Source organism: Sphingopyxis chilensis (genome assembly GCF_035930445.1).
Taxonomy (GTDB): domain Bacteria; phylum Pseudomonadota; class Alphaproteobacteria; order Sphingomonadales; family Sphingomonadaceae; genus Sphingopyxis; species Sphingopyxis chilensis.
The window spans coordinates 3,770,469-3,796,224 of sequence record NZ_CP142394.1 but is presented as its reverse complement, the minus strand read 5'-3'; the positions used below and the strand labels follow the sequence as shown (position 1 = coordinate 3,796,224).

25 protein-coding genes are annotated in these 25,756 nt (G+C 65.7%); 11 read left to right on the top strand and 14 right to left on the bottom strand.

Features of this window, described 5'->3' with window-relative positions:
* Positions 1-25 precede the first annotated feature (25 nt).
* From VSX79_RS17935 to VSX79_RS17920, 4 genes are all read right to left on the bottom strand, one after another.
* On the bottom strand, positions 26-544 hold the full coding sequence (locus VSX79_RS17935) for a hypothetical protein (RefSeq protein WP_326914005.1): 519 nt from the start codon (positions 542-544) through the stop codon (positions 26-28).
* 151 nt (positions 545-695) lie between these two features.
* Positions 696-1,499 carry an SDR family oxidoreductase gene (locus tag VSX79_RS17930; RefSeq protein WP_179497935.1) on the bottom strand — a complete coding sequence of 268 codons (804 nt, stop codon included), beginning with the start codon at positions 1,497-1,499 and terminating at the stop codon, positions 696-698.
* Between the two features lie 153 nt (positions 1,500-1,652).
* Positions 1,653-2,771, bottom strand: a complete 1,119-nt coding sequence (locus VSX79_RS17925; RefSeq protein WP_326914004.1) for an acyl-CoA dehydrogenase family protein — start codon at positions 2,769-2,771, stop codon at positions 1,653-1,655.
* A gap of 3 nt (positions 2,772-2,774) precedes the next feature.
* Complete coding sequence (locus VSX79_RS17920) at positions 2,775-3,956, bottom strand: acyl-CoA dehydrogenase family protein (RefSeq protein ID WP_179497933.1); 1,182 nt, start codon at positions 3,954-3,956, stop codon at positions 2,775-2,777.
* A gap of 171 nt (positions 3,957-4,127) precedes the next feature.
* Between VSX79_RS17920 and VSX79_RS17915 the strand changes: the two genes are divergently transcribed.
* The 10 genes from VSX79_RS17915 (at position 4,128) to VSX79_RS17870 (ending at position 15,250) form a co-directional block, all read left to right on the top strand.
* Positions 4,128-4,985 carry an SDR family NAD(P)-dependent oxidoreductase gene (locus VSX79_RS17915; protein WP_326914003.1) on the top strand — a complete coding sequence of 286 codons (858 nt, stop codon included), beginning with the start codon at positions 4,128-4,130 and terminating at the stop codon, positions 4,983-4,985.
* Positions 4,982-6,442 (top strand): MFS transporter, encoded by a 1,461-nt coding sequence (locus VSX79_RS17910; protein WP_326914002.1) that lies wholly within the window; start codon positions 4,982-4,984, stop codon positions 6,440-6,442. Before VSX79_RS17915 ends, VSX79_RS17910 begins: the two co-directional genes overlap by 4 nt.
* 110 nt (positions 6,443-6,552) lie before the next feature.
* A complete protein-coding gene (locus tag VSX79_RS17905) occupies positions 6,553-7,842 on the top strand; it encodes an acyl-CoA dehydrogenase family protein (RefSeq protein ID WP_326914001.1) in 1,290 nt (429 codons plus the stop codon).
* 22 nt (positions 7,843-7,864) lie between these two features.
* Positions 7,865-8,956 (top strand): Zn-dependent alcohol dehydrogenase, encoded by a 1,092-nt coding sequence (locus tag VSX79_RS17900; RefSeq protein WP_326914000.1) that lies wholly within the window; start codon positions 7,865-7,867, stop codon positions 8,954-8,956.
* Positions 8,953-10,020, top strand: coding sequence for a phosphotransferase family protein (locus VSX79_RS17895; RefSeq protein WP_326913999.1), 1,068 nt, complete (start codon positions 8,953-8,955; stop codon positions 10,018-10,020). The genes VSX79_RS17900 and VSX79_RS17895 overlap by 4 nt, the downstream gene beginning before the upstream one ends.
* Positions 10,017-10,793 (top strand): SDR family NAD(P)-dependent oxidoreductase, encoded by a 777-nt coding sequence (locus VSX79_RS17890; protein ID WP_179497927.1) that lies wholly within the window; start codon positions 10,017-10,019, stop codon positions 10,791-10,793. The genes VSX79_RS17895 and VSX79_RS17890 overlap by 4 nt, the downstream gene beginning before the upstream one ends.
* Positions 10,793-11,596, top strand: a complete 804-nt coding sequence (locus VSX79_RS17885) for an SDR family NAD(P)-dependent oxidoreductase (RefSeq protein ID WP_179498880.1) — start codon at positions 10,793-10,795, stop codon at positions 11,594-11,596. Before VSX79_RS17890 ends, VSX79_RS17885 begins: the two co-directional genes overlap by 1 nt.
* 13 nt (positions 11,597-11,609) lie before the next feature.
* Positions 11,610-12,812 (top strand): serine hydrolase domain-containing protein, encoded by a 1,203-nt coding sequence (locus VSX79_RS17880; RefSeq protein WP_326913998.1) that lies wholly within the window; start codon positions 11,610-11,612, stop codon positions 12,810-12,812.
* 24 nt (positions 12,813-12,836) lie between these two features.
* Positions 12,837-14,870, top strand: coding sequence for a 3-hydroxyacyl-CoA dehydrogenase NAD-binding domain-containing protein (locus VSX79_RS17875; RefSeq protein ID WP_179497925.1), 2,034 nt, complete (start codon positions 12,837-12,839; stop codon positions 14,868-14,870).
* Between the two features lie 143 nt (positions 14,871-15,013).
* On the top strand, positions 15,014-15,250 hold the full coding sequence (locus VSX79_RS17870) for a hypothetical protein (RefSeq protein WP_179497924.1): 237 nt from the start codon (positions 15,014-15,016) through the stop codon (positions 15,248-15,250).
* Positions 15,251-15,275: 25 nt separating this feature from the next.
* On the opposite strand, the gene mmsB is transcribed toward VSX79_RS17870, so the two are convergent.
* From mmsB to VSX79_RS17830, 8 genes are all read right to left on the bottom strand, one after another.
* Positions 15,276-16,151 (bottom strand): 3-hydroxyisobutyrate dehydrogenase, encoded by an 876-nt coding sequence (gene mmsB, locus VSX79_RS17865; RefSeq protein ID WP_326913997.1) that lies wholly within the window; start codon positions 16,149-16,151, stop codon positions 15,276-15,278.
* A gap of 1 nt (position 16,152) precedes the next feature.
* Positions 16,153-16,935, bottom strand: a complete 783-nt coding sequence (locus VSX79_RS17860; protein ID WP_326913996.1) for an enoyl-CoA hydratase-related protein — start codon at positions 16,933-16,935, stop codon at positions 16,153-16,155.
* A gap of 109 nt (positions 16,936-17,044) precedes the next feature.
* Positions 17,045-18,091, bottom strand: a complete 1,047-nt coding sequence (locus tag VSX79_RS17855; RefSeq protein WP_326913995.1) for an enoyl-CoA hydratase/isomerase family protein — start codon at positions 18,089-18,091, stop codon at positions 17,045-17,047.
* Positions 18,088-19,233, bottom strand: a complete 1,146-nt coding sequence (locus VSX79_RS17850; RefSeq protein ID WP_326913994.1) for an acyl-CoA dehydrogenase family protein — start codon at positions 19,231-19,233, stop codon at positions 18,088-18,090. The genes VSX79_RS17855 and VSX79_RS17850 overlap by 4 nt, the downstream gene beginning before the upstream one ends.
* A 2-nt stretch (positions 19,234-19,235) precedes the next feature.
* Positions 19,236-19,631, bottom strand: coding sequence for a RidA family protein (locus VSX79_RS17845; RefSeq protein WP_326913993.1), 396 nt, complete (start codon positions 19,629-19,631; stop codon positions 19,236-19,238).
* Positions 19,624-19,929 (bottom strand): I78 family peptidase inhibitor, encoded by a 306-nt coding sequence (locus tag VSX79_RS17840; RefSeq protein ID WP_326913992.1) that lies wholly within the window; start codon positions 19,927-19,929, stop codon positions 19,624-19,626. The genes VSX79_RS17845 and VSX79_RS17840 overlap by 8 nt, the downstream gene beginning before the upstream one ends.
* A 23-nt stretch (positions 19,930-19,952) precedes the next feature.
* Positions 19,953-20,471 (bottom strand): hypothetical protein, encoded by a 519-nt coding sequence (locus tag VSX79_RS17835; RefSeq protein WP_326913991.1) that lies wholly within the window; start codon positions 20,469-20,471, stop codon positions 19,953-19,955.
* A 70-nt stretch (positions 20,472-20,541) separates the two neighbouring features.
* A complete protein-coding gene (locus VSX79_RS17830) occupies positions 20,542-22,044 on the bottom strand; it encodes a CoA-acylating methylmalonate-semialdehyde dehydrogenase (protein ID WP_326913990.1) in 1,503 nt (500 codons plus the stop codon).
* A 97-nt stretch (positions 22,045-22,141) separates the two neighbouring features.
* Here VSX79_RS17830 and VSX79_RS17825 point away from each other — a divergent pair, with 97 nt between their 5' ends.
* Positions 22,142-23,029 (top strand): LysR family transcriptional regulator, encoded by an 888-nt coding sequence (locus VSX79_RS17825; RefSeq protein WP_326915275.1) that lies wholly within the window; start codon positions 22,142-22,144, stop codon positions 23,027-23,029.
* Here the strand turns inward: VSX79_RS17825 and VSX79_RS17820 are convergent.
* Complete coding sequence (locus VSX79_RS17820; RefSeq protein ID WP_326913989.1) at positions 23,026-24,345, bottom strand: mannitol dehydrogenase family protein; 1,320 nt, start codon at positions 24,343-24,345, stop codon at positions 23,026-23,028. The two genes, VSX79_RS17825 and VSX79_RS17820, sit on opposite strands and share 4 nt — an antisense overlap.
* Positions 24,342-25,754, bottom strand: a complete 1,413-nt coding sequence (uxaC, locus tag VSX79_RS17815; protein ID WP_179497912.1) for a glucuronate isomerase — start codon at positions 25,752-25,754, stop codon at positions 24,342-24,344. Before uxaC ends, VSX79_RS17820 begins: the two co-directional genes overlap by 4 nt.
* Positions 25,755-25,756: the final 2 nt, after the last annotated feature.

Sequence of the window (25,756 nt, the reverse complement as noted above, 5' to 3'; positions counted from 1 at the left end):
ATGCTCGTCGCAATGACGTGGAGGGTCAGATCTTCGTAATCACCACTTCGCCCTTGGCGTTCGCGCCGTCGGGGGCGAATTTGATCGTGAAGTCGGCGCCGTCCTTGTCCTTGCCCGCGAGCGTGTCGCCGGCGCGCGTGACCTTGACGCCCTTTTTGGCGAATTCGCCCGCCATCCAGTCGGCGGCCTTCGTCGGCGCGGCGGGCGAGGTGAAGCCGAGCTTGACCGTTGCCTGATCGGCGCCGGCCTTGTCGCTGGCGTTGACATCGACCTTGGTCACCTGACTGCCGGGGTAGAGCGTCACGCCGTCGATGTCGAAATCGCTCGCGACATCCAGGTCGACGAAATCGGGGACGTCGATATTGATCGCGGCGCCATCGCCGCCGATGCGGATCTTCCCGCCATCCTTGCCGGTCTGGATCTTGATGCCGCCGCCATCGCCCTCGGCATTGATCGAGACTTCGGCGCCCTCCCCGGCCTTCTTCTCCTCCGACCCGCAGGCGGCGAGGAGCATCATCGGGGGGATCAGAAAAGCGAAACGCATGGCTGGGCTCCTTGGTGCATTATCTGAATAATACACCTCCGAAGCAGACGAGTCAATCGCGTCATGCCGGACTTGATCCGGCATCCATAACAGCGGCGCGGTCGTGGACCCCGGATCAAGTCCGGGGTGACGGACGGCAGATACCGCAGAATCAGGCGTCGATGCTGGTCTTCAAATCGCCGTGGACCAGCCCGCCGTCGACGGTGATCGTGTCGCCGACGACATAGTCGCCCGCCTTCGACGCGAGGAAGATCGCGGCGCCGGCCATATCCTCGGGCACGCCGATGCGCTTGACCGGGATGCTTTTTGCCACCGCATCGCCATGATCGCGCGCGGCCTTGTTCATGTCCGACTGGAAGGCGCCCGGCGCGATCGCGGTGACGAGGATATGGTCGGTGACCAGCCGCGCCGCCATGCGCTTGGTCAGATAGAGGATCGCCGCCTTCGACGCGTGATAGCTGTAGGTTTCCCACGGGTTCAAACGCATGCCGTCGATCGAGCCGATGTTGATGACCTTCGCGGGGCGATCGGCGGTGCCGCCGGCCTTGAGGAGCCCGTGCAGCGCCTGCGTCAGGAAGAAGGGCGATTTGACGTTGATGTCCATCACCTTGTCCCAGCCCGCTTCGGGAAAGCCCTCGAAGGGTTCGCCCCACGCGGCGCCGGCATTGTTGACGAGGATGTCGAGTCGCTCCTCGCGCGCTTCGAGTTCCTTGGCGAGCGCGCGGCAGCCCTCGACGGTCGCGAGGTCGACGGGCAGACCGATCACCTTGCCAGGATAGCGCGTCTCGAAATCGGCCACGGCTTCCTCGATCTGCGCGGTCTTGCGCGCCGAAATGTAGACGCGCGCGGCGCCCGCGGCGAGATAGCCCTCGACGATCATCTTGCCGATGCCGCGCGAGCCGCCGGTGACGAGCGCGATGCGGCCGTCGAGGCCGAACATTTGCTGGAGGTTCATAAGCTTGGCTCCTTAAAGCCCCTCCCCTTCAGGGGAGGGGTTGGGGTGGGGGCTCGCGGCATGGCGCAAGGCCGATGGCCCCCACCCGCTGCGACTAAGCCAGCAAGCTGGCAAGTCTCGCTGCCCTCCCCTGAAGGGGAGGGCTAGTCAAAATCAGTAGCCGTTCATCCGCGCGACCTGGTCAATATGGTAATGCACGTCGCCCATATATTCGGCGAGCGCGCGGTCGCGTTTCATATAGAGGCCGATGTCATATTCGTCGGTCATGCCGATGCCGCCGTGCATCTGGACGCCCTCACGCACCGCGAGGTTCGCGGCGCGGCCGGCCTTCGCCTTGGCGACCGAGACCATCAGCTTCGCGCCTTCGCTGCCCTCGTCGAGCAGTTGCTGCGCCTTCATCACGGTGGCGCGCGCGACTTCCATCTCGCCATAGAGATGCGCGGCGCGGTGCTGGAGGCCCTGGAACTCGCCGATCAGCTTGCCGAACTGCTTGCGTTCCTTGAGGTAATTGACCGTCATGTCCATCGCGCCCTGCCCGACGCCGACCATTTCGGCGGCGGCGCCGGTGCGGGTGGCGGCGAGCAGCGCGTCGAGGATGTCGCCGCCCGCATCGACTTCGCCGATCACGGCGTCGGCATCGACCTCGACGCCGTCGAGCGTGACATGGCTCGCAAGACTCGAGTCCACCAAGCGGCGCGGATCGGCGGTGACGCCCGTGGCATCCTTCGGCACCGCGAACAGGGTGATGCCGCCGTCGGTCTTGGCCGCGACGATGCTCATGTCGGCGACATGGCCGTGGAGGACGAAGCTCTTCTTGCCGTCCAGACGAAACCCGTTGCCGGCGCGCGTCGCCGTCGTCGCGATGCGGTCGGGGCGGTGCTTCGCGCCTTCATCGATCGCGAGCGCGACGATTGCCTCGCCGCTCGCAATGGCCGGAAGCCAGCGCCCCGCCTGTGTGCCGCCCGCCTTTGCCAGCGCGGCGACCGCGCCGACGCCGGTCGAAAGGAAAGGCGAAGGGGTCAGATTGCGGCCGATTTCCTCGAGCACGATACCCGCCTCCATATGCCCCATGCCGAGCCCGCCGTGGGCTTCGGGAACGAGCATCCCGGGCAGGCCCATTTCGGTGAACTGCGCCCAGAGGTCGCGCGAAAAGCCGGTCGCGTCGGCGCTGTCGCGAAGCCCGCGCAAGTGCGACACCGGCGCCTGTTCGGCCACGAAAGGCGCGACGCTGTCCTTGAGCATCGCCTGGTCGTCATTGTGGTACAAAGGCATGGGTCAGGCTCCGGGCAGGTCGAGGATACGCTTGGCGATGACATTGAGCATGACTTCGCTCGTGCCGCCTTCGATCGAATTGGCCTTGGTGCGCAGCCAGCCGCGCGCGCGCGCGCCGCCCTTGGTCTCTTCGCTGTCCCATTCGAGCGCCTCGCTGCCGCCGCCCGACATGACGAGTTCGTGGCGGCGCTTGTTGAGCTCGGTCCCGACATATTTCATCATGTTCGACGACGCCGGATGCGCGCGGCCGGTCTTCCACATGTCCATGAAGCGTTCGCCCATGGCCCTGTAGGCAAAGACGTCAACGTCGAACGCCGCCATTTCGGCGCGCAGGATCGGGTCGTCGAGTTCTCCGGAAGCATTCTTGCCGAACGCCTTGGCAAAGGCGCCGCCGATGCTGACCATGTCGCCGCCGGCGCCGCCGCCCGAGATCATCTCGCGTTCGTGGCCGAGCAGATATTTGGCGACGTCCCAGCCGCGGTTGATCTCGCCGACATATTGCGTCTTGGGCACTTCGACATCGTCGAAGAAGGTTTCGCAGAACGGCGAGTTGCCGCTGATCAGGAGGATCGGCTTGGTGGTGACGCCCTTGCTCTCCATGTCGAAGAGCATGAAGGTGATGCCCTGATATTTATTCGCCTTGTCGGTGCGGACGAGGCAGAAGATCCAGTCGGCCTTGTCGGCGTAGCTGGTCCAGATTTTCGACCCGTTGACGACCCAGTGATCGCCCCTGTCCTCGCCGAAGGTCTGCAAGGACACGAGATCGCTGCCCGAACCGGGTTCCGAATAACCCTGGCACCAGCGGATTTCGCCGCGCGCGATCGGATTCAGATACTGGACCTTCTGTTCCTCGGTGCCGAATTGCAGCAGCGCGGGGCCGAGCATCCAGATCCCGAAGCTGTCGAGCGGCGAGCGCGCCTTGATGCGCTTCATTTCCTGTTTGAGGATCTTGGTCTGTTCGGGGGTCAGCCCGGCACCGCCATAGGCTTTGGGCCAGTCGGGCACCGTATAGCCCTTGGACACGCAGGCATCGAGCCACTGTTTCTGCGCTTCATTCTTGAATTTGAATTTGCGCCCGCCCCAGCAGACGTCATCCTCGTCGCGGATCGGCTCGCGCATTTCGGCGGGGCAATTCGCCTCCAGCCATTCGCGCACCTCGGTGCGGAAAGCGTCCAGTTCGCTCATCCTTTTGGCTCCTCTTCTGCGCGCAAACCTACGTCCGCTTGGCTGCTTTACGCAAGCGTCAACTTGGCGGGGCGCACCTGCCGTTACGGCGCCGTAGCGTCCGTCAGGCCGACGTTGACGCGTCACCTTTGGCGCCTAAGCTAAGTGGCAAAAGAAAACGGGAGCAGAGATATGCGATTCGCAGGCAAGGTCGCCGTCGTCACCGGCGCAGCATCGGGTATCGGCAAGGCAAGTGTGCTCAAACTGGCGGGCGAAGGCGCGCATGTCTTCGCCGCCGACATCGACGAGGCGGGCGGGCGCGCCCTCGCCGAACAGTCGAACGGCATGATCGATTTTATCCGCTGCGACGTCACGAAACCGTCGGACATCGAAGCGCTGATGAACGCCGCCGCCGCGAAAGCGGGCGGGATCGATATCGTGTTCAACAATGCCGCCGCGGGCGGCGACCGCGCGCCGATCGACGAGATCACGCCCGAGGGCTGGGACCGCACGATGGACCTCGTCCTCAAGTCGGTTGCGATGGGCATCCGCTACGCCGCGCCGCATATGAAGCATCGCAAGGGTGCGAGCATCGTCAACACCGCGAGCGTCGCCGCGCTGGGCGCGGGCTATTCGCCGATCGCCTATGCGGTGGCGAAGGCGGGGGTGCTGCATCTGTCGAAGGTCGCGGCCACCGATCTGGCGCGATATGGCATCCGCGTGAACGCGATCTGCCCCGGCTTCATCAACACCAATATCTTCACCGCGTCGCTCGAGGTGCCGGGCGAGCTCAAGACGCAGGCGAATGAAGTGATCGCGCAAATGAGCGCCAACGCGCAGCCCGTCGCGCGCGGCGGCCAGCCCGAGGATATCGCCAACGCCGTCGCCTATCTCGCGAGCGAGGAGTCGAGCTTCATGACGGGCACCCACCTGCTCGTCGACGGCGGGCTGACGATCGGCCAGCGCCACGCGTGGGACAAGGAAACGCCGGGCATGTTCGACGCCCTGCTTGCGATGGAGGAAGCGGCGAAAGCCGGAGCCTCCGCGTGAGCGCGGCGACAATCGCGGTTCCGCGCCCCGAGCGCCTGCCCGTCTGGCTGAAGGCCACCCACGGGCTTGGCAGCATCGCCTATGGCGTCAAGGATAACGGGTTTTCGACCTTCCTGCTGCTCTTCTACAATCAGGTTATCGGGCTTGATGCGGGCATCGTCGGCGCCGCGATCATGGTCGCGCTGATCGCCGACGCCTTCGTCGATCCGGTGATCGGCGAACTCACCGACCGCACCCGCAGCTGCTGGGGGCGCCGCCTGCCCTGGCTCTACCTCGCTCCCATCCCGCTCGCAATTGCATGGATGTTGCTGTGGAGCCCGCCCGCGATGAGCGACACGATGACGGTCGCGTGGCTGATCGGCTTTGCGATCATCGTCCGGTCGCTGGTGTCATGCTGCGAAGTGCCATCGGTCGCGATCGTCCCCGAACTGACCGGCGATTATGACGAGCGCACCGCGGTGATGCGCTATCGCTTCCTGTTCGGCTGGGGTGGTGGGCTGCTCATCCTGTTGCTCGCCTATGGGGTTTTCTTCGGCGGCGGCAAGGGGCTTGTCGATCCTGCGGGCTATTTCCCCTATGCGCTCGCCGGGGCGCTGATGATGGCCGGCGCGGTGCTCGTTTCGGCAGCGGGGCAGCATAAACGCATCGCGGTGTCGAACCTCGCCGATGTGAAGCCCAAAACGACGCTGCGGCAGGTGCTCGGCGAGATGCGCGACACGCTGTCGAACCGGGCCTTCCTGTGGCTGATCTTCGCGGCGCTGTTCGGCTTCATCAATCAGGGCATCACCTTCTCGATGAACAATTATCTGCTCGGGTTTTTCTGGCAGTTCACGCAGGGCGAGATGGTCGCCTATGTCTTCCTGCTGTTCGCCTCGATGATCGCGGCCTTCGTGCTCGTCGCGCCGCTCTCGGCAAAGCTTGGCAAACGCGACGGGGCGATTTTCGCCGGCGCCGTCGCGCTGCTCGTCAACAGCGGCATCTATTTCGCGTGGATCCAGGGCGTCTTTCCCGGCCTGCCCGGCAAGCCGAGTGTCGCGACGATGTTCGCGCTGGTGTTCGTGTCGAACAGCTTCTCGATCATCCTGATGATCCTGTCGTCGTCGATGATGGCCGACGTTGTCGAGGCGTCGCAGAGCGAGACGGGGCGCCGCTCCGAGGGACTGTTCTTCGCCGGCTATTTCTTCATGCAGAAATGCGCGACCGGAATCGGCATCTTCGTCGCCGGGCTGATCCTGTCCTTCGCGGCCTTTCCGGCAAATGCGAAGCCCGGCGAGGTCGGCGGCGACGTGCTCGGCAATCTCGCGCTCGGTTATGCGCTCGCGGTGCTGATCATCGGGACGATGGGGCTGATCGTGATGCGAAAATTCCCGATCTCGCGCGCCGACCATGAAGCGCGGCTGGCGTTGCTGGGCGATGCCGCGCGCGCCGAACCCGACGCCAGCGGGGCGCACCCCTGAAGGAAAAATACGCTGGCTGACCAAATGAGGTAATTTTCGGACCGCAGGACTTGGCAAGGCCCGCGAATCGGTCCAAAGGTTTACGTGAACGTAAAGGGAAGGATGCGGAGATGGATTTCGATCTCACCGACCGGCAGGTCTATTGGCGCGACCGCGTGCGCGATTTCATCGAGCGCAAGGTTCGCCCCGCGGTCCCGACCTATAACGAGCAGGACAAGGCCGGCGATCGCTGGAAGGTGATCCAGATCGTCGAGGATCTGAAGGCCGAGGCGAAAGAGGCCGGCATCTGGAACCTGTTCATGCCGCCCAAGTCCGCCGCGCACCATCATGTCGACGAGACGTTCGAGTTCGAGGGACCGGGGCTCACCAACCTCGAATATGCGCTCTGCGCCGAGGAAATGGGCCGCGTCGGTTTCGCGAGCGAGGTGTTCAACTGCTCGGCGCCCGACACCGGCAATATGGAAGTGTTCCACCGTTACGGCACGCGCGCGCAGAAGGACAAATATCTCGGCCGCCTGATGAACGGCGAGATCCGTTCGGCCTTCCTGATGACCGAGCCGCGCGTCGCCTCGTCCGACGCGACCAATATCGAAACGCGCATCGAGCGCGACGGCGACGACTATGTGATCAACGGCACCAAATGGTGGTCGTCGGGCGCGGGCGATCCGCGCTGCGAGGTCGCGATCGTGATGGGCAAGACCGATTTCGCCGCCAAGCGCCACGCGCAGCAGTCGATGGTGCTGATGCCGCTCGACGCCCCCGGCGTGAACATCCTGCGCCACCTGCCCGTCTTCGGTTATGACGATGCGCCGCACGGCCATATGGAAATCGAGCTCAAGGACGTCCGCGTCAACGCCGAGGACGCGATGCTGCTCGGCGAGGGCCGCGGGTTCGAGATCGCGCAGGGGCGCCTCGGGCCCGGCCGCATCCATCACTGCATGCGCACGATCGGCGTGGCGGAAGAAGCGATCGCCAAGATGGCGAAGCGGCTGCAATCGCGCGTCGCCTTTGGCCGCAAGGTCGCCGAATACAGCATCTGGGAGCATCGCCTCGCCCGCGCGCGCATCGACATCGAAATGACGCGCCTGCTGTGCCTGAAGGCCGCCGACATGATGGACAAGGTTGGCAACAAGTCGGCCGCGGCCGAAATCGCTATGATCAAGGTGCAGGCGCCGAACATGGCGCTGAAGATCATCGACGACGCGATCCAGGCGCATGGTGGCGGCGGCGTGTCGGAGGATTTCGGGCTGGCCAAAGCCTATGCGCATCAACGGACTTTGCGGCTCGCCGACGGTCCCGACGAAGTGCACGAACGCGCGATCGCGCGGATCGAATTCGCCAAGCATAGCGAAGCGAGCGACCCCGGTTTCTCGTCGGGCGACATCGGGGTTTCGCGTTAAAAGCAGCATTCGGAGAGATATTGTGACCAAAGCCGCGATTCTGATCGAACCGGGCAAGCCGCTGTCGATCGAGGACGTCGTCGTTGCCGATTGCGGCCCGCACGAGGTGCGGATCCGCACCGCCGCGTGCGGGCTGTGCCATTCGGACCTGCATTTCATCGACGGCGCCTATCCGCACCCCCTCCCTGCCATTCCCGGCCATGAGGCCGCAGGCATCGTCGAGGCGGTGGGCAGCGAGGTGCGCACGGTGAAGGTCGGCGATGCGGTCGTCACCTGCCTTTCGGCCTTTTGTGGGCACTGCGAGTTCTGCGTCACCGGGCGCATGTCGCTGTGCATGGGCGGCGACACGCGCCGCGCCGTCGGCTCCGCGCCGCGCATCACGCGTCCCGACGGCAGCATCGTCAACCAGATGCTGAACCTCAGCGCCTTTGCCGAGACGATGCTCGTCCACGAACATGCGTGCGTCGCGATCGATCCAGATATGCCGCTCGACCGCGCCGCGGTCATCGGCTGCGCGGTGACGACCGGCGCGGGGACGATCTTCAACGCGTGCAAGGTGACGCCGGGCGAGACCGTCGCGGTGGTCGGCTGCGGCGGCGTCGGCTTGGCGACGATCAACGCCGCGAAGATCGCGGGCGCGGGCCGCATCATCGCCGCCGATCCGGTGCCGGAGAAACGCGCGCTGGCGGTGAAGCTCGGCGCGACCGATGTCGTCGATGCGCTCGCCGAAGATGCCGCGAAGCAGATCGTCGACATCAGCAAGGGCGGCGTCGACCATGCGATCGAAGCGGTGGGGCGTCCGGCTTCGGCGAACCTTGCAGTCGCGTCGCTGCGCCGCGGCGGCACCGCGACGATCCTCGGCATGATGCCGCTGTCCGAAAAGGTCGGGCTCAGCGCGATGGACCTGCTGTCGGGCAAGAAATTGCAGGGTGCGATCATGGGCGGCAACCGCTTCCCGGTCGACATCCCCCGCCTCGTCGATTTTTACCTCCGCGGCCTGCTCGACCTCGACTCGATCGTCGCCGAGACGATCCCGCTGGCCAAGGTCAACGAGGGGTTCGACAAGATGCGAAAGGGCGACGCCGCGCGGTCGGTGATCGTTTTCGACCAATGACATTAGACGCGCAAAAGGCTTTCAGCGGCACCGTCGCGCCCGAGGGTGCCGATATCCTCGACGAAGCGAAGCTGACCGCGTGGATGGAAGCCAATGTGGAGGGGTTCGAAGGCCCGCTGACGCAGCATAAATTCGCCGGCGGCCAGTCGAACCCGACGTACAAGATCTCGGCCGCGTCGGGCAATTATGTGCTGCGCCGCAAGCCGTTCGGTCCGCTGCTCCCGTCGGCGCACGCGGTCGACCGCGAGTATAAGGTGCAGGCGGGACTCCACAAGATGGGCTTCCCGGTCGCGCGCCAATACGGGCTTTGCACCGATGACTCGGTGGTTGGCAGCTGGTTCTACGTCATGTCCATGGTCGATGGCCACACCATCTGGGACGGCGCGATGCCGGGATCGACGCCGGAAAATCGCCGCGCCACTTACGAGGCGATGATCGACACGCTCGCGGCGCTGCACAGCGTCGATGTCGAGGCGGCGGGGCTCTCCGATTTCGGCAAGCCCGGCAATTATTTCGGGCGCCAAGTCGACCGCTGGACCAAGCAATACCGTCTCGCCGAGACCGAGACGATGGACGAGATGGAAAAGCTGATCGCGTTCCTGCCGGCAAGCCTGCCCGAGCAGACGCGCACCAGCGTCGTCCACGGCGACTATCGCATCGACAACATGATCTATGCCAAGGATCGCGCGCAAGTGCTCGCGGTGCTCGACTGGGAGCTGTCGACCTTGGGCGATCCGCTCGCCGATTTCACCTATGTCGCGATGGCGTGGGTGACCGAGAATGGCGGGCGTTCGGGGGTGATGGACCTCGACCGCAAGGCGCTCGGGATTCCCGAATTGGACGAGATGGTCGAGCGCTATTGCGCCGCCACCGGACGCGACGGCGTGCCCGACATGAACTGGTATTTCGCTTATAATTTCTTCCGCCTCGCGGGAATCATCCAGGGCATCAAGAAGCGCGTGATCGAGGGCACCGCCTCGTCGCAGCACGCCAAGGACATGTCCGAACGCGTCCGTCCGCTCGCCGAGCGGGCGTGGGACTTTGCGAGGAAGGCCGGCGCATGAGCCTGTTCGATATGAGCGGCCAGGTCGCGCTGATCACCGGATCGTCGCGCGGCATCGGCAAGGCCACGGCGGAGGCAATGGCCGAACAGGGCGCGAAGGTCGTGATTTCGAGCCGAAAGCAGGATGCGTGCGATGCGACAGCGGCGGAGATCAATGCGCGGTTCGGCGAAGGCACCGCGATTTCGGTCGCCGCCAACATCTCGTCGAAGGACGACCTCCAGAATCTGGTGAACGAGACGCGCGCCGCGTTCGGCAAGATCACTGCGCTCGTCTGCAACGCGGCGTCGAACCCCTATTATGGCCCCGGCCTTGGCATCACCGACGACCAGTTCCGCAAGATCATGGACAATAATATCCTGTCCAACCACTGGCTGATCACGATGGTCGCGCCCGAAATGCTCGAACGCGGCGAAGGGTCGATCACGATCATCAGCTCGATCGGCGGGCTGAAAGGATCGCCGATCATCGGCGCTTACGGGATTTCGAAGGCCGCCGACATGCAGGTCGCGCGCAACTTCTCGGTCGAATTCGGCCCCAAGGGCGTGCGCGTCAACTGCATCGCGCCGGGGCTGGTGCGCACCGACATGGCACGCGCCTTGTGGGAAAATCCCGAAAATCTCAAACGCTCGACCGCCGCCTCGACGCTGAAGCGCATCGGCGAACCGCACGAGATCGCGGGCGCCGCGGTCTTCCTCGCCAGCAAGGCGGGGGCATTCACCACCGGCCAGACCATCGTGTGCGATGGCGGGGCCACGATTTCGGGAGGCGCATGATGGGCGCGTTGGACGGCAAGGTTGCGATCATCACGGGTGCCGGTTCGGGTATCGGCCGCGCGAGCGCGTTGCGCTTCGCCGCCGAGGGCGCGAAGCTCGTCATCGGCGACAAGAGCGCGGCGGTGCACGAGACGGCGCAAATGGTGAAGGACGCGGGGGGCGAGGCCGTCGGGCTCGAAATCGACGCCGGCGTCGAAGCCGATGTGGCGTCGCTCGTTGCGACCGCGAAAGACACTTATGGCGCGCTCGACGTCGCCTTCGCCAACGCCGGGATCATCGGCGACATGGGCGGCATCTTCGATTTCGATCCCGATGCCTGGGCCGAGACGCTGCGCGTCAACCTGATCGGCCCCGCGCTGATGGTGAAACATGCGGGCAAGGCGATGGTCGACCAGGGCCGCGGCGGCGCGATCGTGCTGACCGCGAGCGTCGCGGGGATAAATTCGGGTGCGGGTCCGGGCGCCTATTCGGCGTCGAAGGCAGGGGTGATCAACCTTGCCAAGGTCGCGGCGCAGCAGCTGTCGACGAGCGGCGTGCGCGTCAACGCCGTCTGCCCCGGCCTGACCGAAACGGGAATGACCAAGCCGACCTTCGATTATGCCAAGGCGAAGGAAGTCACGCACAAGTTGGGCCAATTGAACCCGCTCCGCCGCGCGGCGCAGCCCGAGGAGCTTGCCAATGTCGCGCTGTTCCTCGCGAGCGATCAGGCGAGTTACGTCAACGGGCAGGCGATCGCGGTCGACGGCGGGCTGACCAGTTCGCATCCGGTGACGCGCCAGTTGCTTGGCCAGACCTCGCACTGATAGGCAGCCACGCATGACACATGGATTCGACACGACGCGGCTGGACCGCATCCCCGCCTTTCTCGCCGCCAAATATGTCGGCGCCGGCCGGCTGCCGCACGCGGCGACGCTCGTGTCGCGGCGCGGCGAGATCGCGCACCAGTCCGTCATCGGCGACGCGCGGCCGGGCGAGGCGCTGAAAGACGATGCCATCTTCCGCATCGCGAGCATGACCAAGCCGATCACCAGCATCGCCTTCATGATGCTGGTCGAGGAGGGCAAGGTGGCGCTGTCCGATCCGCTGGTCAAATATTGCCCCGAGTTCAAGGAAACCGGCGTGTTCGTTGCGGGCGGCGGCAATGTCCCGTTCCTGACGCGGCCGCCGGCACAACCGATCCGCATGGTCGACCTGCTGCGCCATACGTCGGGGCTGACCTATGGTTTCCAGGAGCGCACCCCGGTCGATGCCGCGTATCGCAAGGCGCGGATCGACGATTTCGACGCCGATTATTCGATGGACAGCTTCATCGCCGACCTCGCGAAAATCCCGCTGCAGTTCGATCCGGGCGCGCACTGGAATTATTCGATGGCGACCGACGTGCTCGGCGCGGTGATCGAGCGGATCGAGGGCAAGCCGTTCGCAGAGGTGTTGCAGGAGCGCATCTTTGGCCCGCTCGGCATGGTCGATACCGGGTTCAAGGTGCCCGCCGACCAGCAGCACCGGCTCGCCGACGCCTATGCTTTCCACCCGAAAGACAAGATGCAGGGCTTTGACGAAGGCGCGCGCAGCCGCTGGGCGAAAGACAGGAGCTTTCATTCGGGCGGCGGCGGGCTCGCCTCGACGCTCCACGATTATCACCGTTTCTGCCTGATGCTGCTCGGCGGCGGCAAGCTGGGCGATACGCGGATTATCAGCCGCAAGACGCTCGACCTGATGACCGCGAACCACCTTCCCGGCGGCGGCGATTTGACGCAGCATAGCGTCGGTATTTTCAGCGAAGATGAAAATGCGGGCGTAGGTTTCGGGCTCGGCTTTGCCGTCACGCTCGATCCGGCGCGCGCGGGTATCCCCGGCTCGGTCGGCGACTTTTACTGGGGCGGCATGTTTTCGACCGGCTTCTTCGTCGATCCGGTCGAGGAAATCTGCATGGTCTTCATGACCCAGCTCATGCCCTCCTCCACCTATCCCGTGCGGCGCGAGGTCAAGACATTGGTCCACGCCGCGATTGATGACTGACATCCAGACCCAAGGAGTTCTCCCATGACCGAAGAAACCCCCGTTTCCGTCACGATGGAAAAGGATGGCGAAATCGCCGTCATCATCGTCAACAACCCTCCCGTGAACGCGCTGAGCTGGCACGTCCGTCAGGGACTCGAAGATAATTTTGGCGCCGCGCTCGCCGACGATAGCGTGCAGGCGATCGTGCTGCGCTGCGCCGGCGCGACCTTCATCGCGGGCGCCGACATCAGCGAATTCGGCAAGCCGCCGCGCGGCCCCGATTTCAACGCGGTGCTGAACAGCATCGAAGCGGCGTCGAAGCCGGTCGTCGCGGCGATCCACGGCACGGCGCTCGGCGGCGGTCTGGAAACCGCGCTCGTCTGTCATTACCGCATCGCCGTTCCTTCGGCGAAGCTTGGCGTGCCCGAAGTGAAGCTCGGCCTGCTGCCCGGCGCGGGCGGTACCCAGCGGCTGCCGCGCGTCGTCGGGGTCGAAGCCGCGGCGACGATGACCTCGACCGGCGACCCGCTGCCCGCCGCCAAGGCGAAAGAGCTCGGCCTTGTCGACGAACTCGCGGGCGAGGACAGCCTGGCCCAGGACGCTATTGCCTTTGCGCGCGCCAAGATCGCCGACGGCCCGCGCCCGACGCGCGAGCGCCCGGTGTTCGGCGACGTCGCGGTGATCGAAAAGCTGAAGGCCGCCAACGCCAAGCGTTGGCGCGGGTTCGAGGCGCCTTACGCCAACCTGGCGTGCGTCGAGGCCGCGACGCGCCTGCCGTTCGAGGAAGGCCTCGCGTTCGAGCGCGAGCAGTTCATGAAGCTGATGTTCGGCAGCCAGTCGGCGGCGCAGCGCCACATCTTCTTCGCCGAGCGCCAGGCGGCGAAGATCGACGGCCTGCCGAAGGATACGCAGCTGCGCGAGATCAAGAAGGTCGGCATCATCGGCGCCGGCACGATGGGCGGCGGCATCATGATGAACTTCCTGCAAAAGGGCATCCCGTGCACGATCGTCGAAATGCAGCAGGACGCGCTCGACCGCGGGCTGGGCGTCGTGCGCAAGAATTACGATGCGTCGGCGGCCAAGGGCCGTTTCAAGCCCGAGCAGGTCGATGCGATGATGGGGCTGATTACCCCGTCGCTCAGCCTCGACGCGCTGGCCGACTGCGACCTCATCATCGAGGCGGTCTATGAGAATATGGACGTCAAGAAGGACATTTTCGGCAAGCTCGACAAGATCGCGAAGCCCGGCGCGATCCTCGCGTCGAACACCTCCTATCTCGACATCGACGAAATCGCGACCGCGACGAGCCGTCCCGGCGACGTGCTGGGCATGCACTTCTTCTCACCCGCCAACGTCATGAAGCTGCTCGAGGTCGTGCGCGGCGACAAGACCGCACCCGATGCGCTGGCGACGGCGATGGCGATCGGCAAAAAGATCGGCAAGGTCGCCGTGGTCGCGGGCGTGTGCGACGGCTTTATCGGCAACCGGATGCTCAAGCCGCGCCAGATGGAGGCGATGAAGCTGCTGCTCGAAGGCGCGACGCCGGCGCAGGTCGACAAGGTGCATGTCGAGTTCGGGATGCCGATGGGGCCGTTCCAGATGAGCGACCTTGCCGGCGTCGACATCGGCTGGCACCGCGACCCCAACCGCATCGAAAGCATCCGCGATGCGCTCGCCGCCGAAGGCCGCTGGGGCCAGAAGAAGCAGGCGGGCTTTTACGACTATGACGAAAAGCGCACGCCGAGCGAAAGCCCGCGCGTTGCCGAGATCATCGAGGAATTCCGCCAAAAGGCGGGGGTCGAGAAGCGCGAGATCACCGATCAGGAGATCATCGAGCGCACCCTCTATCCGATGGTCAACGAAGGCGCGCTGATCCTCGCCGAAGGCAAGGCGCAGCGCGCGAGCGACATCGATGTCGTGTGGATCTATGGCTATGGCTGGCCGGTCTATCGTGGCGGCCCGATGTTCTGGGCGGGGCTGGAAGGCACCGACAAGATCGTCGCGGCGCTCGAGAAACATGGTTTCGAAATCGCGCCGTTGCTGAAAGAGAAAGCGGAAGCGAAGTCGGGCTTCTAAGCCCCGTCCGCTTACGAAAAGCAGGCCGTCTGTCCCAGCGCGGGGCAGGCGGCCTTTCTTTTGCTTCGCGACCGCCACAGGTGCAACCGGAAACTTGCGATTCAGGGTTAAAGCGGTGGCAACACCCGCCGTTACGGCAGAATATGAACGCCATGTCCCTCCTCGCCGTCCTCCTGCTTTCCGGCAGCGTGCCGGCATCGGCCCCGGTGGCGGCGCCGAAGGCGACGGCGGTCGGGATTGCGCGGGCGCGCATCCTGTCGCCCGCCGAGGTGCGGCGCTTCGGGGACCGGATCGAGGTCAGGACCGGCGAGCGCAAGGCCCCGACGCAGGTGCATCGCACCGAACGCAGCGATGGCGGCGAGACGGCGGACTTTTACTGAACCCGATCCCCGTTGGATGAGGGCGTTAGCCCTGCAACGTCTTGATGATCGCCGAAAAGTCGCGGCCGTCCTTGTCGGCCTCGACAAAGGCTTCGTAGAGTTCGCGTGCCTTCGATCCCATCGGGACGTCGGCATCGACGCTCGCCGCCGCTTCCATCGCGAGGCGGAGATCCTTGAGCATCAGCGCCGCGGCGAAGCCGCCCTTGTAATCATTGTCGGCAGGCGTCGTCGGGCCGACGCCGGGGAGCGGCGCGTAGCTGGTCAGCGACCAGCATTGCCCCGACGACACGCTGGCGATGTCGAAAAATTTCTGCGGGTCGAGCCCGAGTTTCTGCGCGAGCGCGAGCGTCTCGCACGTCGCGACCATCGAGGCGCCGAGCAGCATGTTGTTGCAGATCTTCGCCGCCTGCCCCGCGCCCGCGTCGCCGGCGTGGATCACCGCCTTGCCCATTTTCGCAAGGATCGGTTCGGCGCGCGCGAAGCCCTCGTCGGTGCCGCCGACCATGAACGTCAGCGTGCCGGCATTGGCGGCGGCGATGCCGCCCGACACGGGCGCGTCGACGGCGACGAGGCCCGCGTTAGCGGCGGCTTCGATATTACTCCGCGCCGTCGCGACATCAATTGTTGAGCAATCGAGCAGGAGGGTGCCGTCGGCGGCGTGCGGGAAGACGTCGGCTTCATAGACCGACGCGACATGCTTGCCCGCGGGGAGCATCGTGACAACGGCTTCGGCGCCGGTGACGGCTTCCGCAGCGGAGGCAGCGCGCGAACAGCCCGCTTCGACGGCGCGCGCGAACGCCTCTTCGCTGAGGTCGAAGGCGCGGACCTCATGCCCTGCCTTCGCGAGGTTCGCGGCCATCCCGCCGCCCATATTGCCGAGTCCGATAAAAGCGATTTTCATGTCACCGTCCCTTCCAAACGCCTTCGCGCTTCTCGATGAAGGCAGCCATGCCTTCGGCCTTGTCCTCGGTCGCGGCGAGGATCTGGAACAGGCGGCGTTCGTAGATGAGGCCCTGGTCGAGTGTGGTTTCGAACGCGGCGTTGACCATATCCTTGTTCACCATCGCGGCCATCGGCGGCATCGACGCAATCGTCGTCGCGGTCTTGACCGCTTCGTCGACCAGCGTCGCATGTTCGACGACGCGCGCGACGAGGCCTGAGCGTTCGGCCTCCGCGGCATCCATCATCCGGCCGGTCAGGCACATTTCCATCGCCTTCGCCTTGCCGACCGCGCGCGTCAGCCGCTGCGACCCACCCATGCCAGGCGCGACGCCAAGCTTGATTTCGGGCTGGCCGAATTTCGCCTTGTCCGATGCGATGATGAAATCGGCCATCATCGCAAGTTCGCAGCCGCCGCCGAGCGCGAAGCCGTTCACCGCGGCGATCCACGGCTTGCGGACCTTTTTCACGAAGTCGCTCGTCCATTTCGAGAAAAAATCCTCAAGGTAGAAATCGGACGCGGGCTTGTCGGCCATTTCCTTGATGTCGGCGCCCGCGGCGAACGCCTTGTCGCCCGCGCCGGTGAGGACGGCGCAGCGCTGGCCGGGGTCGGCCTCGAAGGCGGCGAAGGCGGCGATCAGGTCGTCGAGAACGCCCGAATTGAGCGCGTTCAGCGCCTGTGGGCGGTTGAGCGTCACGAGCGTGACGGCGCCGCGCGTTTCGACGAGAAGGGTTTCGTAGGTCATTCGGCAATCTCCGGATTATCGTCATGCCGGACTTGATCCGGCATCCATCTCGCAGCGAGGCTATGGGCCCCGGATCAAGTCCGGGGTGACGAAGGATGGGCGGTAAAGTTCAGGTTAGAGGGGTCCATTTCTCATTCTCGGGCAGCGGCGCGAAGATCGCGTCGATCCAGTCTTCGGTCACCGCTTCGGGTTTGGCCGGATCCCATTTCGGGCTGTTGTCCTTGTCGATAATCAGGGCGCGGACGCCTTCGATGAAATCGTGCATCTGAACGACGCGGCTGCCGATCGCATATTCCTGGCGCATCTGCTCGGCGAAGTCGTGCATCTCGCCGCCCTCCTTGAGCTGGCGGAGCGCGACCTTGCACGTCTGCGGGCTTTTGGTGCGCAGCGTCGCGAGCTCCTTTTCGGCCCATTCGCCGCCGTCGGCTTCGAGCGCGGCGAGGATCTCCTCATAGGTGTCGCTCGCGAACAGGCGGTTGATCCGTTCGATATGCTGGGTGATCGCGGCGGGCGGCGCGGTAACCGACAATTCGCCCAGGATGCCGCCGATACGGGTCGGATCGACCGCGATGCGCGCCTTCGCCTCGGCGAGCTTTTCGGACGGGAGGTAATGGGTGGCGAGGCCGAGCGCCAAGCACTCCGCCCCGTCGAGCCGCGCGCCGGTGAGCGCGAGATAGGCGCCGACGCGGCCTTCGAGGCGCGGCAGGTACCAGCCGCCGCCGACGTCGGGGAACAGACCGATCCCCGTCTCGGGCATCGCGAAGCGCGTATGTTCGGTCGCGACGCGATATTTCGCCGGTTGCGAAATGCCGACCCCGCCGCCCATGGTGATGCCGTCCATGAAGGCGACGACCGGCTTGGGGTAAGTGAAGAGCAGGTGGTTGAGGCGGTATTCGGTGTGGAAGAACAGGCGTGCTTCCTTCCCGTCCTTCGCGCCGCTCTCCGCAAGCATGCGGATGTCGCCGCCAGCGCAGAAGCCGCGGCCTTCGCTATGATCGATGATCACCGCCTCGACCGCAGCGTTGCCCTGCCACTTCAGCAGCGCGTCGATCATCGCTTCGCACATGGCGAGGTTGAGCGCGTGGATCGCCTTGGGGCGGTTGAGCGCAATGTGCCCGACGCGGACGTCGGTCGAAATCAAAACATCGTCCGTCATTGGCGCAGCAGGTCCCTTCCGACGATCATCCGCATCACCTGGTTGGTGCCTTCGAGGATCGAATGGACGCGCAGGTCGCGCCAGAAACGCTCGATCGGATAATCTTTCAGATAGCCGTAGCCGCCGAACAGTTGCAGCGCGTCGTTGACGATCTTGCTGCCGCTGTCGGTCGCGAGCCGTTTCGCCATCGCCGAAAAGCGCGACTTGTCGGGGGCGTTCGCGGTGACCTTTGCTGCGGCCATGTAGAGCAGAGCGCGCGCGGCTTCGAGGTCGGTCGCCATGTCGGCGAGCATGAACTGGGTGTTCTGGAAATCGGCGATCGGCTGCCCGAACTGCTGGCGGTCCTTGGTGTAAGCGATTGCCTCGTCGAGGCAGCGCTGCGCGCCGCCCAGCGAGCAGGCGCCGATATTGAGACGGCCGCCGTCGAGCCCCGCCATCGCGAAGCGGAAGCCGTCGCCCTCGGCGCCGACGAGATTTTCGACCGGCACGCGGCAATCCTCGAAGATCACCTGCGCGGTGGGGGAAGCGTTCCAGCCGAGCTTTTTCTCGGGCGCGCCGAAGCTGAGGCCCGGCGTGTCCTTTTCGACGACGAGGCAGCTGATTCCCTTGGACTTTTCTTCGGACGTACGGACCATGCAGACATAGATGTCGTTGTAGCCCGCGCCCGAGATGAACTGTTTGGTGCCGTTGAGCACATAATGGTCGCCGTCGCGTTTTGCCGACGCCTTGAGCGCCGCGGCGTCGGACCCCGAGCCGGGTTCGGTGAGGCAATAGCTCGCGATCTTCTCCATGCTGACAAGCTCGGGCAGGAAGCGCGCCTTGATCTCCGCGCCGCCGAAGCGGTCGATCATCCAGGTCGCCATATTGTGGATCGAGATATAGGCGCTGGTCGCGGGGCAGCCATAGGCCATCGCCTCCATGATCAGCGCCGCCTCCATCCGGCCAAGCCCGATGCCGCCCGATTCCTCGGCGACATAAATCGCGCCGAAACCCAGCTCGCCCGCCGCCTTCCATACGTCGACGGGATAATGATTTTTTTCGTCCCATTCGGCCGCGAAGGGCGTGATGCGGTCGGCGGTGAATTTGCGCGCCATGTCCTGGATGGCGAGCTGGTCATCGGTAAGCTGGAACTGGTCGGTCATGGTCATTTCTCTAGAATCGCCTCCGCTTCGATTTCGACTTTCCACTCGGGGCGGATCAGCGCCGGGATGACGAGCATCGTCGCCGCCGGGCGGATATCGCCGAACACCGCGCCGTGGGCGCGGCCGACGAGGTCGGCGTCGGCCGCGTCGGTGATATACATGCGCGTGCGGACGACATCGACGAAGCTGCCGCCGAGCGCTTCGAGCGCCTCGCCGATGATCGTCAGGCAACGCGCCGCCTGTACCCCCGCATCGCCGGGAGTCGAGCTTCCATCGGGCTCGATCGGCGCGCAGCCGGCGACGTCGATGCGGCTGCCCACCCGAACCGCGCGGCTGTAGGCATAGACGGGTTCGAACGGGGAGGCCGAGCTATGATTGCGCCGGCTGGAATCAGCCACAAGTGACCTGCGTGATCTTGTAAGCGTCGTCGTACATGATGTTCACGCGGTCCTGACGATAGTCCATCGTCATCGCCGAGCGCGGCGGGCCCCAGCGAAGCGTGCGGGCACCCGATGCCTTGAGAATCGTACCGCCGAGCTCGGGGGTCGCGGTCTGCCCGACATAGGATTGCACCGCTTCCACCTTGCACGTCATTTCGGCTTCGGGCGGCGGCGGGGCCGATTCGACGGGGGGCCGCTCCTGCGTACAGGCGGCGAGGGGCAGGACGGCGGCGATTGCGAGCAGGCGAAAGTCCATCGTAAATCTCCCTTTCGAAAATATTATCCGGCGCAGCGCGTATAGCGCATCGCGTCCGCGGCGGCACCCTCACCCGAATCGCGGCGCACGAGCGTCTTGCCGCCGTCGGCGAGGTCGAGTTGCATCCGGCGATCCCATTCCTCGCCCTCGCCGCTGAACTTGTAATCGGCGACGATGCTGCCCGTGTCGCTTGCCTGAACGCGCGCGAGTTCGCCGTGCGATTCGAAGAAGCGCAGATTGGTCGCGTCGATCGTCAGCGCGGTCAGGTCGGTGCCCCGTCGTGCGGCGCAATCGGCGGCCTTGAGCGCCCAGCGGCCACGGATCGCGGGCGGGATTGTCTTGCCGTCGACCTTGTCGCCGGCTTCGGCCGTTGCCGGCGCCTTGACCTCGGCGTCCGCCTCGGGCGTTTCGGCGGGCGCCGGACGCTCGGCCTTTTGCAGCGGGCCGACATTCGAGCTGGCTTCGGGGCCCGATTCGTCGTCCTGACCGCCGCTGCACGCGGCAAGCAGCAAAAGCGCCGCAGGCATTGTCCATCGCATCATCGTCATTCTCCTTCGTGGGAGAAATGTTCGACCGGGCGCACTGGTTTCACTGGCGCGCCCGGTGAGCCCGTCAGCCCATCGTCGGGATGACGAAAGCGTTGCCGGCGTCGCCAGCCCCACCCACCCCGTCGGGCCAGCGCTGGGTGATCGTCTTGACCTTGGTCCAGAATTTCACGCCTTCCATGCCATGCTGGTTGGTGTCGCCGAACGCCGAGCGCTTCCAGCCGCCGAAGCTGTGATAGGCGACCGGCACCGGGATCGGCACGTTGATCCCGACCATGCCGACCTGCACGCGCGCGGCAAACTCGCGCGCGGCGTGGCCGTTGCGCGTGAAGATCGCGACCCCGTTGCCATATTGGTGCTTGCTGGGCAGTTCGAGCGCGGTTTCGAAATCGGGGGCGCGGACGATCTGGAGCACGGGGCCGAAGATTTCTTCCTTGTAGCTTTCCATGTCGGGGGTGACGTGGTCGAACAGGGTCGGGCCGACGAAAAAGCCCTTTTCGTGGCCCTGCAAGGTGAAGCCGCGGCCGTCGACGACGAGCTCGGCGCCTTCGTCGGCGCATTTGGCGATCCAGCCTTCGACCTTTTCCTTGTGCGCCTCTGTCACCACGGGGCCGTAATGCGCCTCGGCATCGGTCGACACGCCGACGCGCAGCGCCTCGATCGCCGGGATCAGCTTTTCGCGCAGGCGGTTGGCCGTGTCCTCGCCCACGGGGACGACGACGGGCAGCGCCATGCAGCGTTCGCCCGCCGAGCCGAAGGCGGCGCCGGTGAGGTCGTTCACGACCTGATCGAGATCGGCGTCGGGCATGACGATGCCGTGGTTCTTCGCGCCGCCCATCGCCTGCACGCGCTTGCCGTTCGCGACGCCGCGGTTGTAGACATCATGCGCGATGTCCGACGAGCCGACAAAGCTGACCGCGCCGATGTCGGGATGGTCGAGGATCGCGTCGACCATTTCCTTGTCGCCGTGGACGGTCTGGAAAATGCCCTCGGGCATACCTGCCTCAAGAAACAGTTCCGACAGCCGCACCGGCACCGACGGGTCGCGCTCGCTGGGCTTCAAAATGAAGGCGTTGCCCGTCGCGGTCGCGACGCCGCCCATCCACAGCGGGATCATCGCCGGGAAGTTGAACGGGGTGATGCCGGCGCCGATGCCGATCGGCTGGCGCATCGAATAGACGTCGATGCCGGGGCCGGCGCCCTGCGTATATTCGCCCTTCAGCACATGCGGGATGCCGCAGCAGAATTCGATGACTTCGAGGCCGCGCTGGATGTCGCCCTTTGAATCGGCGATCACCTTGCCATGTTCGGACGAGAGCATTTCGGCGAGCTGGTTCATATTCGCTTCGACGAGGCGCTTGAATTCGAACATCACGCGCGCGCGGCGCTGCGGATTGGTGGCGGCCCAGGCAGGCTGCGCGGCCTTGGCGGCAGCGACGGCGCGGTCGAGCAGCACACGGTCGCCGAGCGCGACCTGCGCCTGCACGCCGCCATTGTTCGGGTCGAAGACGTCGCCCTGGCGGGCGCTGCCGCCGGCACCGCCGACGATGTGATGGTCGATCTGTCGCATGTCCGAGTCTCCCGTAAAATCTTGCCGATGCAACAGCCCAACCGGCGGCCGATGGCAAGGGATAGACTTGCAGTCCGATACTGCATATTTGCAGCTTATGGACTGGGACAAGCTGCAATATTTCCTGTTCGTCGCACGCCACGGCTCGCTTGCGCGCGCCGGGGCGGCGCTCCACGTCGACGCAACGACGGTGAGCCGCCAGATCAGCACGCTCGAAACCGCGCTCCAGCAGACGCTCTTCGAACGCGCGACGACGGGTTTCGTTCTGACTGCGGCAGGCCGGGCGCTCGTTCCGCACGCCGAAGCGATGGCCGCAGCGGCGGCGCGCATCCACAAGGCTTCCGAAGGCGGGTCGGCGCTGTCGGGGCAGCTCCGCGTCAGCGTGTCCGAAGGCTTCGGCAACAGCTTCATCGCGCCGCGCCTCGCGGGTTTCGTGGCGGCGCACCCGGAGCTCGAGATCGACCTGGTCGCCTCGTCGGGTTTCCTCAATCCGTCGCGGCGCGAGGCCGATATGGCGGTGCTGCTCGCGCGCCCGCGCAAGGGCCCGCTGATCACGCGCAAACTGTCCGATTACAGCCTCGGCATCTACGCGCCCGCCGACCGCCCCGACTGGCACCAAGCGGTCGCCGCCGCGCCGCTGTCGCGCACCGGTATCCCGGTGATCGGCTATATGCCCGACATCCTCTACGCCCCCGAACTCGACTATCTGGGCGAGATCGAGCCGGGGCTTCGCGCGACGGTGCGCTCGTCGTCGATCCTCGCGCAGCGGCGGATGATCGCGGGCGGAGCGGGGGTCGGCGTGCTGCCCTGCTTCCTTGCGAGCGGCGATCCGGCGCTGGTGCGCGTGCGGGGCGAACAGACGGTCGCGCGTGCCTTCTGGCTCGCGCTCCACCGCGACGTCGCGCCGCAGCCGCGGATAAGGGCGTTCATCGACTGGCTCGACACCGAGGTGCGCGAGAGCCGGGGGCTGCTGGTTCCGACCTAGGCCGGCCGCCACTCCGACGCGATCAGACCATCTTCGCCGAACAGTTTTGCCATCGTATCCGGACCCGCCGCCGCTTCGCGTAGCTTGTCGGCGAGCGGATCGTCGATCGGGTGATCGCTGCGCAGGAAGGCGATCCATGCCGCGATCGCGGATTCGAGCGAGGAGCACCGCGCCCCGCGTTGCTGATGCCACGCCAGCGTCTCGAGCCAGCGCTGCGGGATCTTCTGACTGCCGTCCATCGCGATCTGGACCAGCCGATGGTTCAGCGCGGGATTGGCGAAGCGGTCGAGCAGCGCATCGGCATAGGCAGCGAGGTCCTGTCCCGGCGCCGCCGCGATCGTCGGCGCGGCCTCGGCGCGCATCAGCCGCTCGATCACCGGACGAACATCGGCGTCGGCGATCGCCTGATGGACATAGTCATGCCCCTTTCCAAGCCCGATATAGGCAAGTGCCGAATGCGCGCCGTTGAGCATCCTGAGCTTGGCGGTCTCATAGGGGGCGACGTCCGCGACAAGTTCGGCCCCGACATTTTCCCAGCGCGGGCGCGGGCCGGCGAAATCATCCTCGATCACCCACTGGCTGAAGCCTTCGGTGACCACCGCCCCGTCGTCGCGCGCACCGAGAGTGGCCTCGATGGCGGCACGGTCGGCGTCGGTCGTCGCGGGGACGATGCGGTCGATCATCGTCGAGGGAGCGCGGCATTCGCTGTCGAACCACCCAAGCACATCGGAATATTCGGCGGCGAGATACTGGCGCATCAGCGCCTTCAGCGCCGCGCCATTGCCGGCGAGATTGTCGCAGCTGAGCAGCGTCAGCCCGCCAAGCCCCGCTGCCTTGCGCGCGGCAAGTCCGGCGCCGACAAAGCGATAGAGGCTCGGCGCACCACGCGCGGCGGCGAGATCGAGCGTGCCATCGGCGCCGCGGAGATAACCCTTCTCGGTAACCGTGAAGCTCACGATATGCGTCGTCGGCGCGGCGATGGCGTCGATGACCGCCTGCGCGTCGTCGGCCGCGACGAGCACATGTCGCACCGCACCGACCACGCGCAGCCGCGTCCCGGCCGCGCGACGCGTCGCGACGGTGTAGAGCCCGCCTTGCGGGTTCAGCTGCGCCGCGACGCCGCCCGAGCGGAGCGACACGCCGATGATGCCCCAGTCGCGATCGCCCGCGTTCATCGCGTCGTCGGTGTAGACCGCCTGATGCGCGCGGTGAAAGGCGCCGATGCCGATATGGACGATGCCGGCCGCCTGGACGGCGCGGTCGTAGTCCGGCGCCTGCACCGACGCCGGGAGTGCCGTATCGGGGCCGAGCCTCACAGCTTGTACGCCGCCTTCGCGAGATTGTAGCTGAGGTCGGCCGCGAGCTCCGCCGCCTCCCATTCCTCGAGTCTGTGCTCGGCAACGAGCTGCGCGAGGAAGCCGCAATCGATACGCCGCGCGACATCGTGGCGCGCCGGGATCGACAGGAAGGCGCGGGTGTCGTCGTTGAAGCCGACCGTGTTGTAGAAGCCTGCGGTCTCGGTCATCTGGTTCCTGAAGCGGCGCATCCCTTCGGGGCTGTCGTGGAACCACCACGCCGGGCCGAGCTTCAGCGCCGGATAATGACCCGCAAGCGGCGCCAACTCTCTCGCGTAGCTCGTCTCGTCGAGGGTGAAGAGGATGATCGTCAGCGCGGCTTCGTTGCCATATTTGCCGAGGAGCGGACGCAGCGCGTGGACATAGTCGGTCGCCATCGGAATATCGGCGCCCTTGTCGCGGCCATAGTTCGCGAACAACCACGGATTGTGATTGCGGAACGCGCCGGGGTGGATCTGCATGACGAGACCGTCATCAAGGCTCATCCCCGCCATTACCGTCAGCATATGCGCGCGGAACAGCTCGGCATCGGCGGCGCTGACATCGGCGCCGGTGACGCGCGCGAACAGCGCCTCGGCCTCGGCCTCGGACAGGTTGGCGGTCGCCGCGGTCGGATGGCCGTGATCGGTCGAGGTCGCGCCCATTTCGGCGAAGAAGGCGCGGCGATTGCGGTGCGCGGCGAGATAGCCCGCATAGCTGAACGCATCCTCGCCCGAGAGGTCGGAGAAGCGCTGGAGGTTGCCCTGAAAGCCCTCGAACTCGGGATCGACCACGGGGTCGGGGCGATAGGCGGTGATGACACGGCCCGCCCATTCGCCGCTGGCGTTGGCGGCGCGGATGACGGCATGATGTTCGAGCGTGTCGAGCGGGCTTTCGGTCGTCGCGATCACCTCGATCCCGAAGCGGTCGAACAGCGCGCGCGGGCGGAAGGCGTCGGTCGCCAGCGCCTCGGTGATCCGGTCGTAATAGAGGTCCGACGTCTCGGCCGAAAATTGCACGTCGAAGCCGAAGGCCTCGGCGAACACCCAGTCCATCCACATGCGGCTCGGCGTGCCGCGGAAGAGATGGTAGTTCCAGGCGAACAGCCGCCAGCTTTCACGCGGATCGGCTTGCCCGTCGCGGATGCCGAGCGCGTCGAGGGATATGCCCTGCGAATAGAGCATCCGGAACACATAATGGTCGGGGTGGAGCAGCAGCTCCGCCGCATTGCCGAAAGGCGCGTTGCCCGCGAACCAGCTCGGGTCGGTGTGCCCGTGCGGGCTGACGATCGGGAGATTCGCGACCTCCGCATAGAGCCGGCGCGCGATGTCGCGCTGCGCCGGATCGGACGGAAAGAGGCGGTCGGGGGAGAGGCGCAGCGGGCGCGGCATGG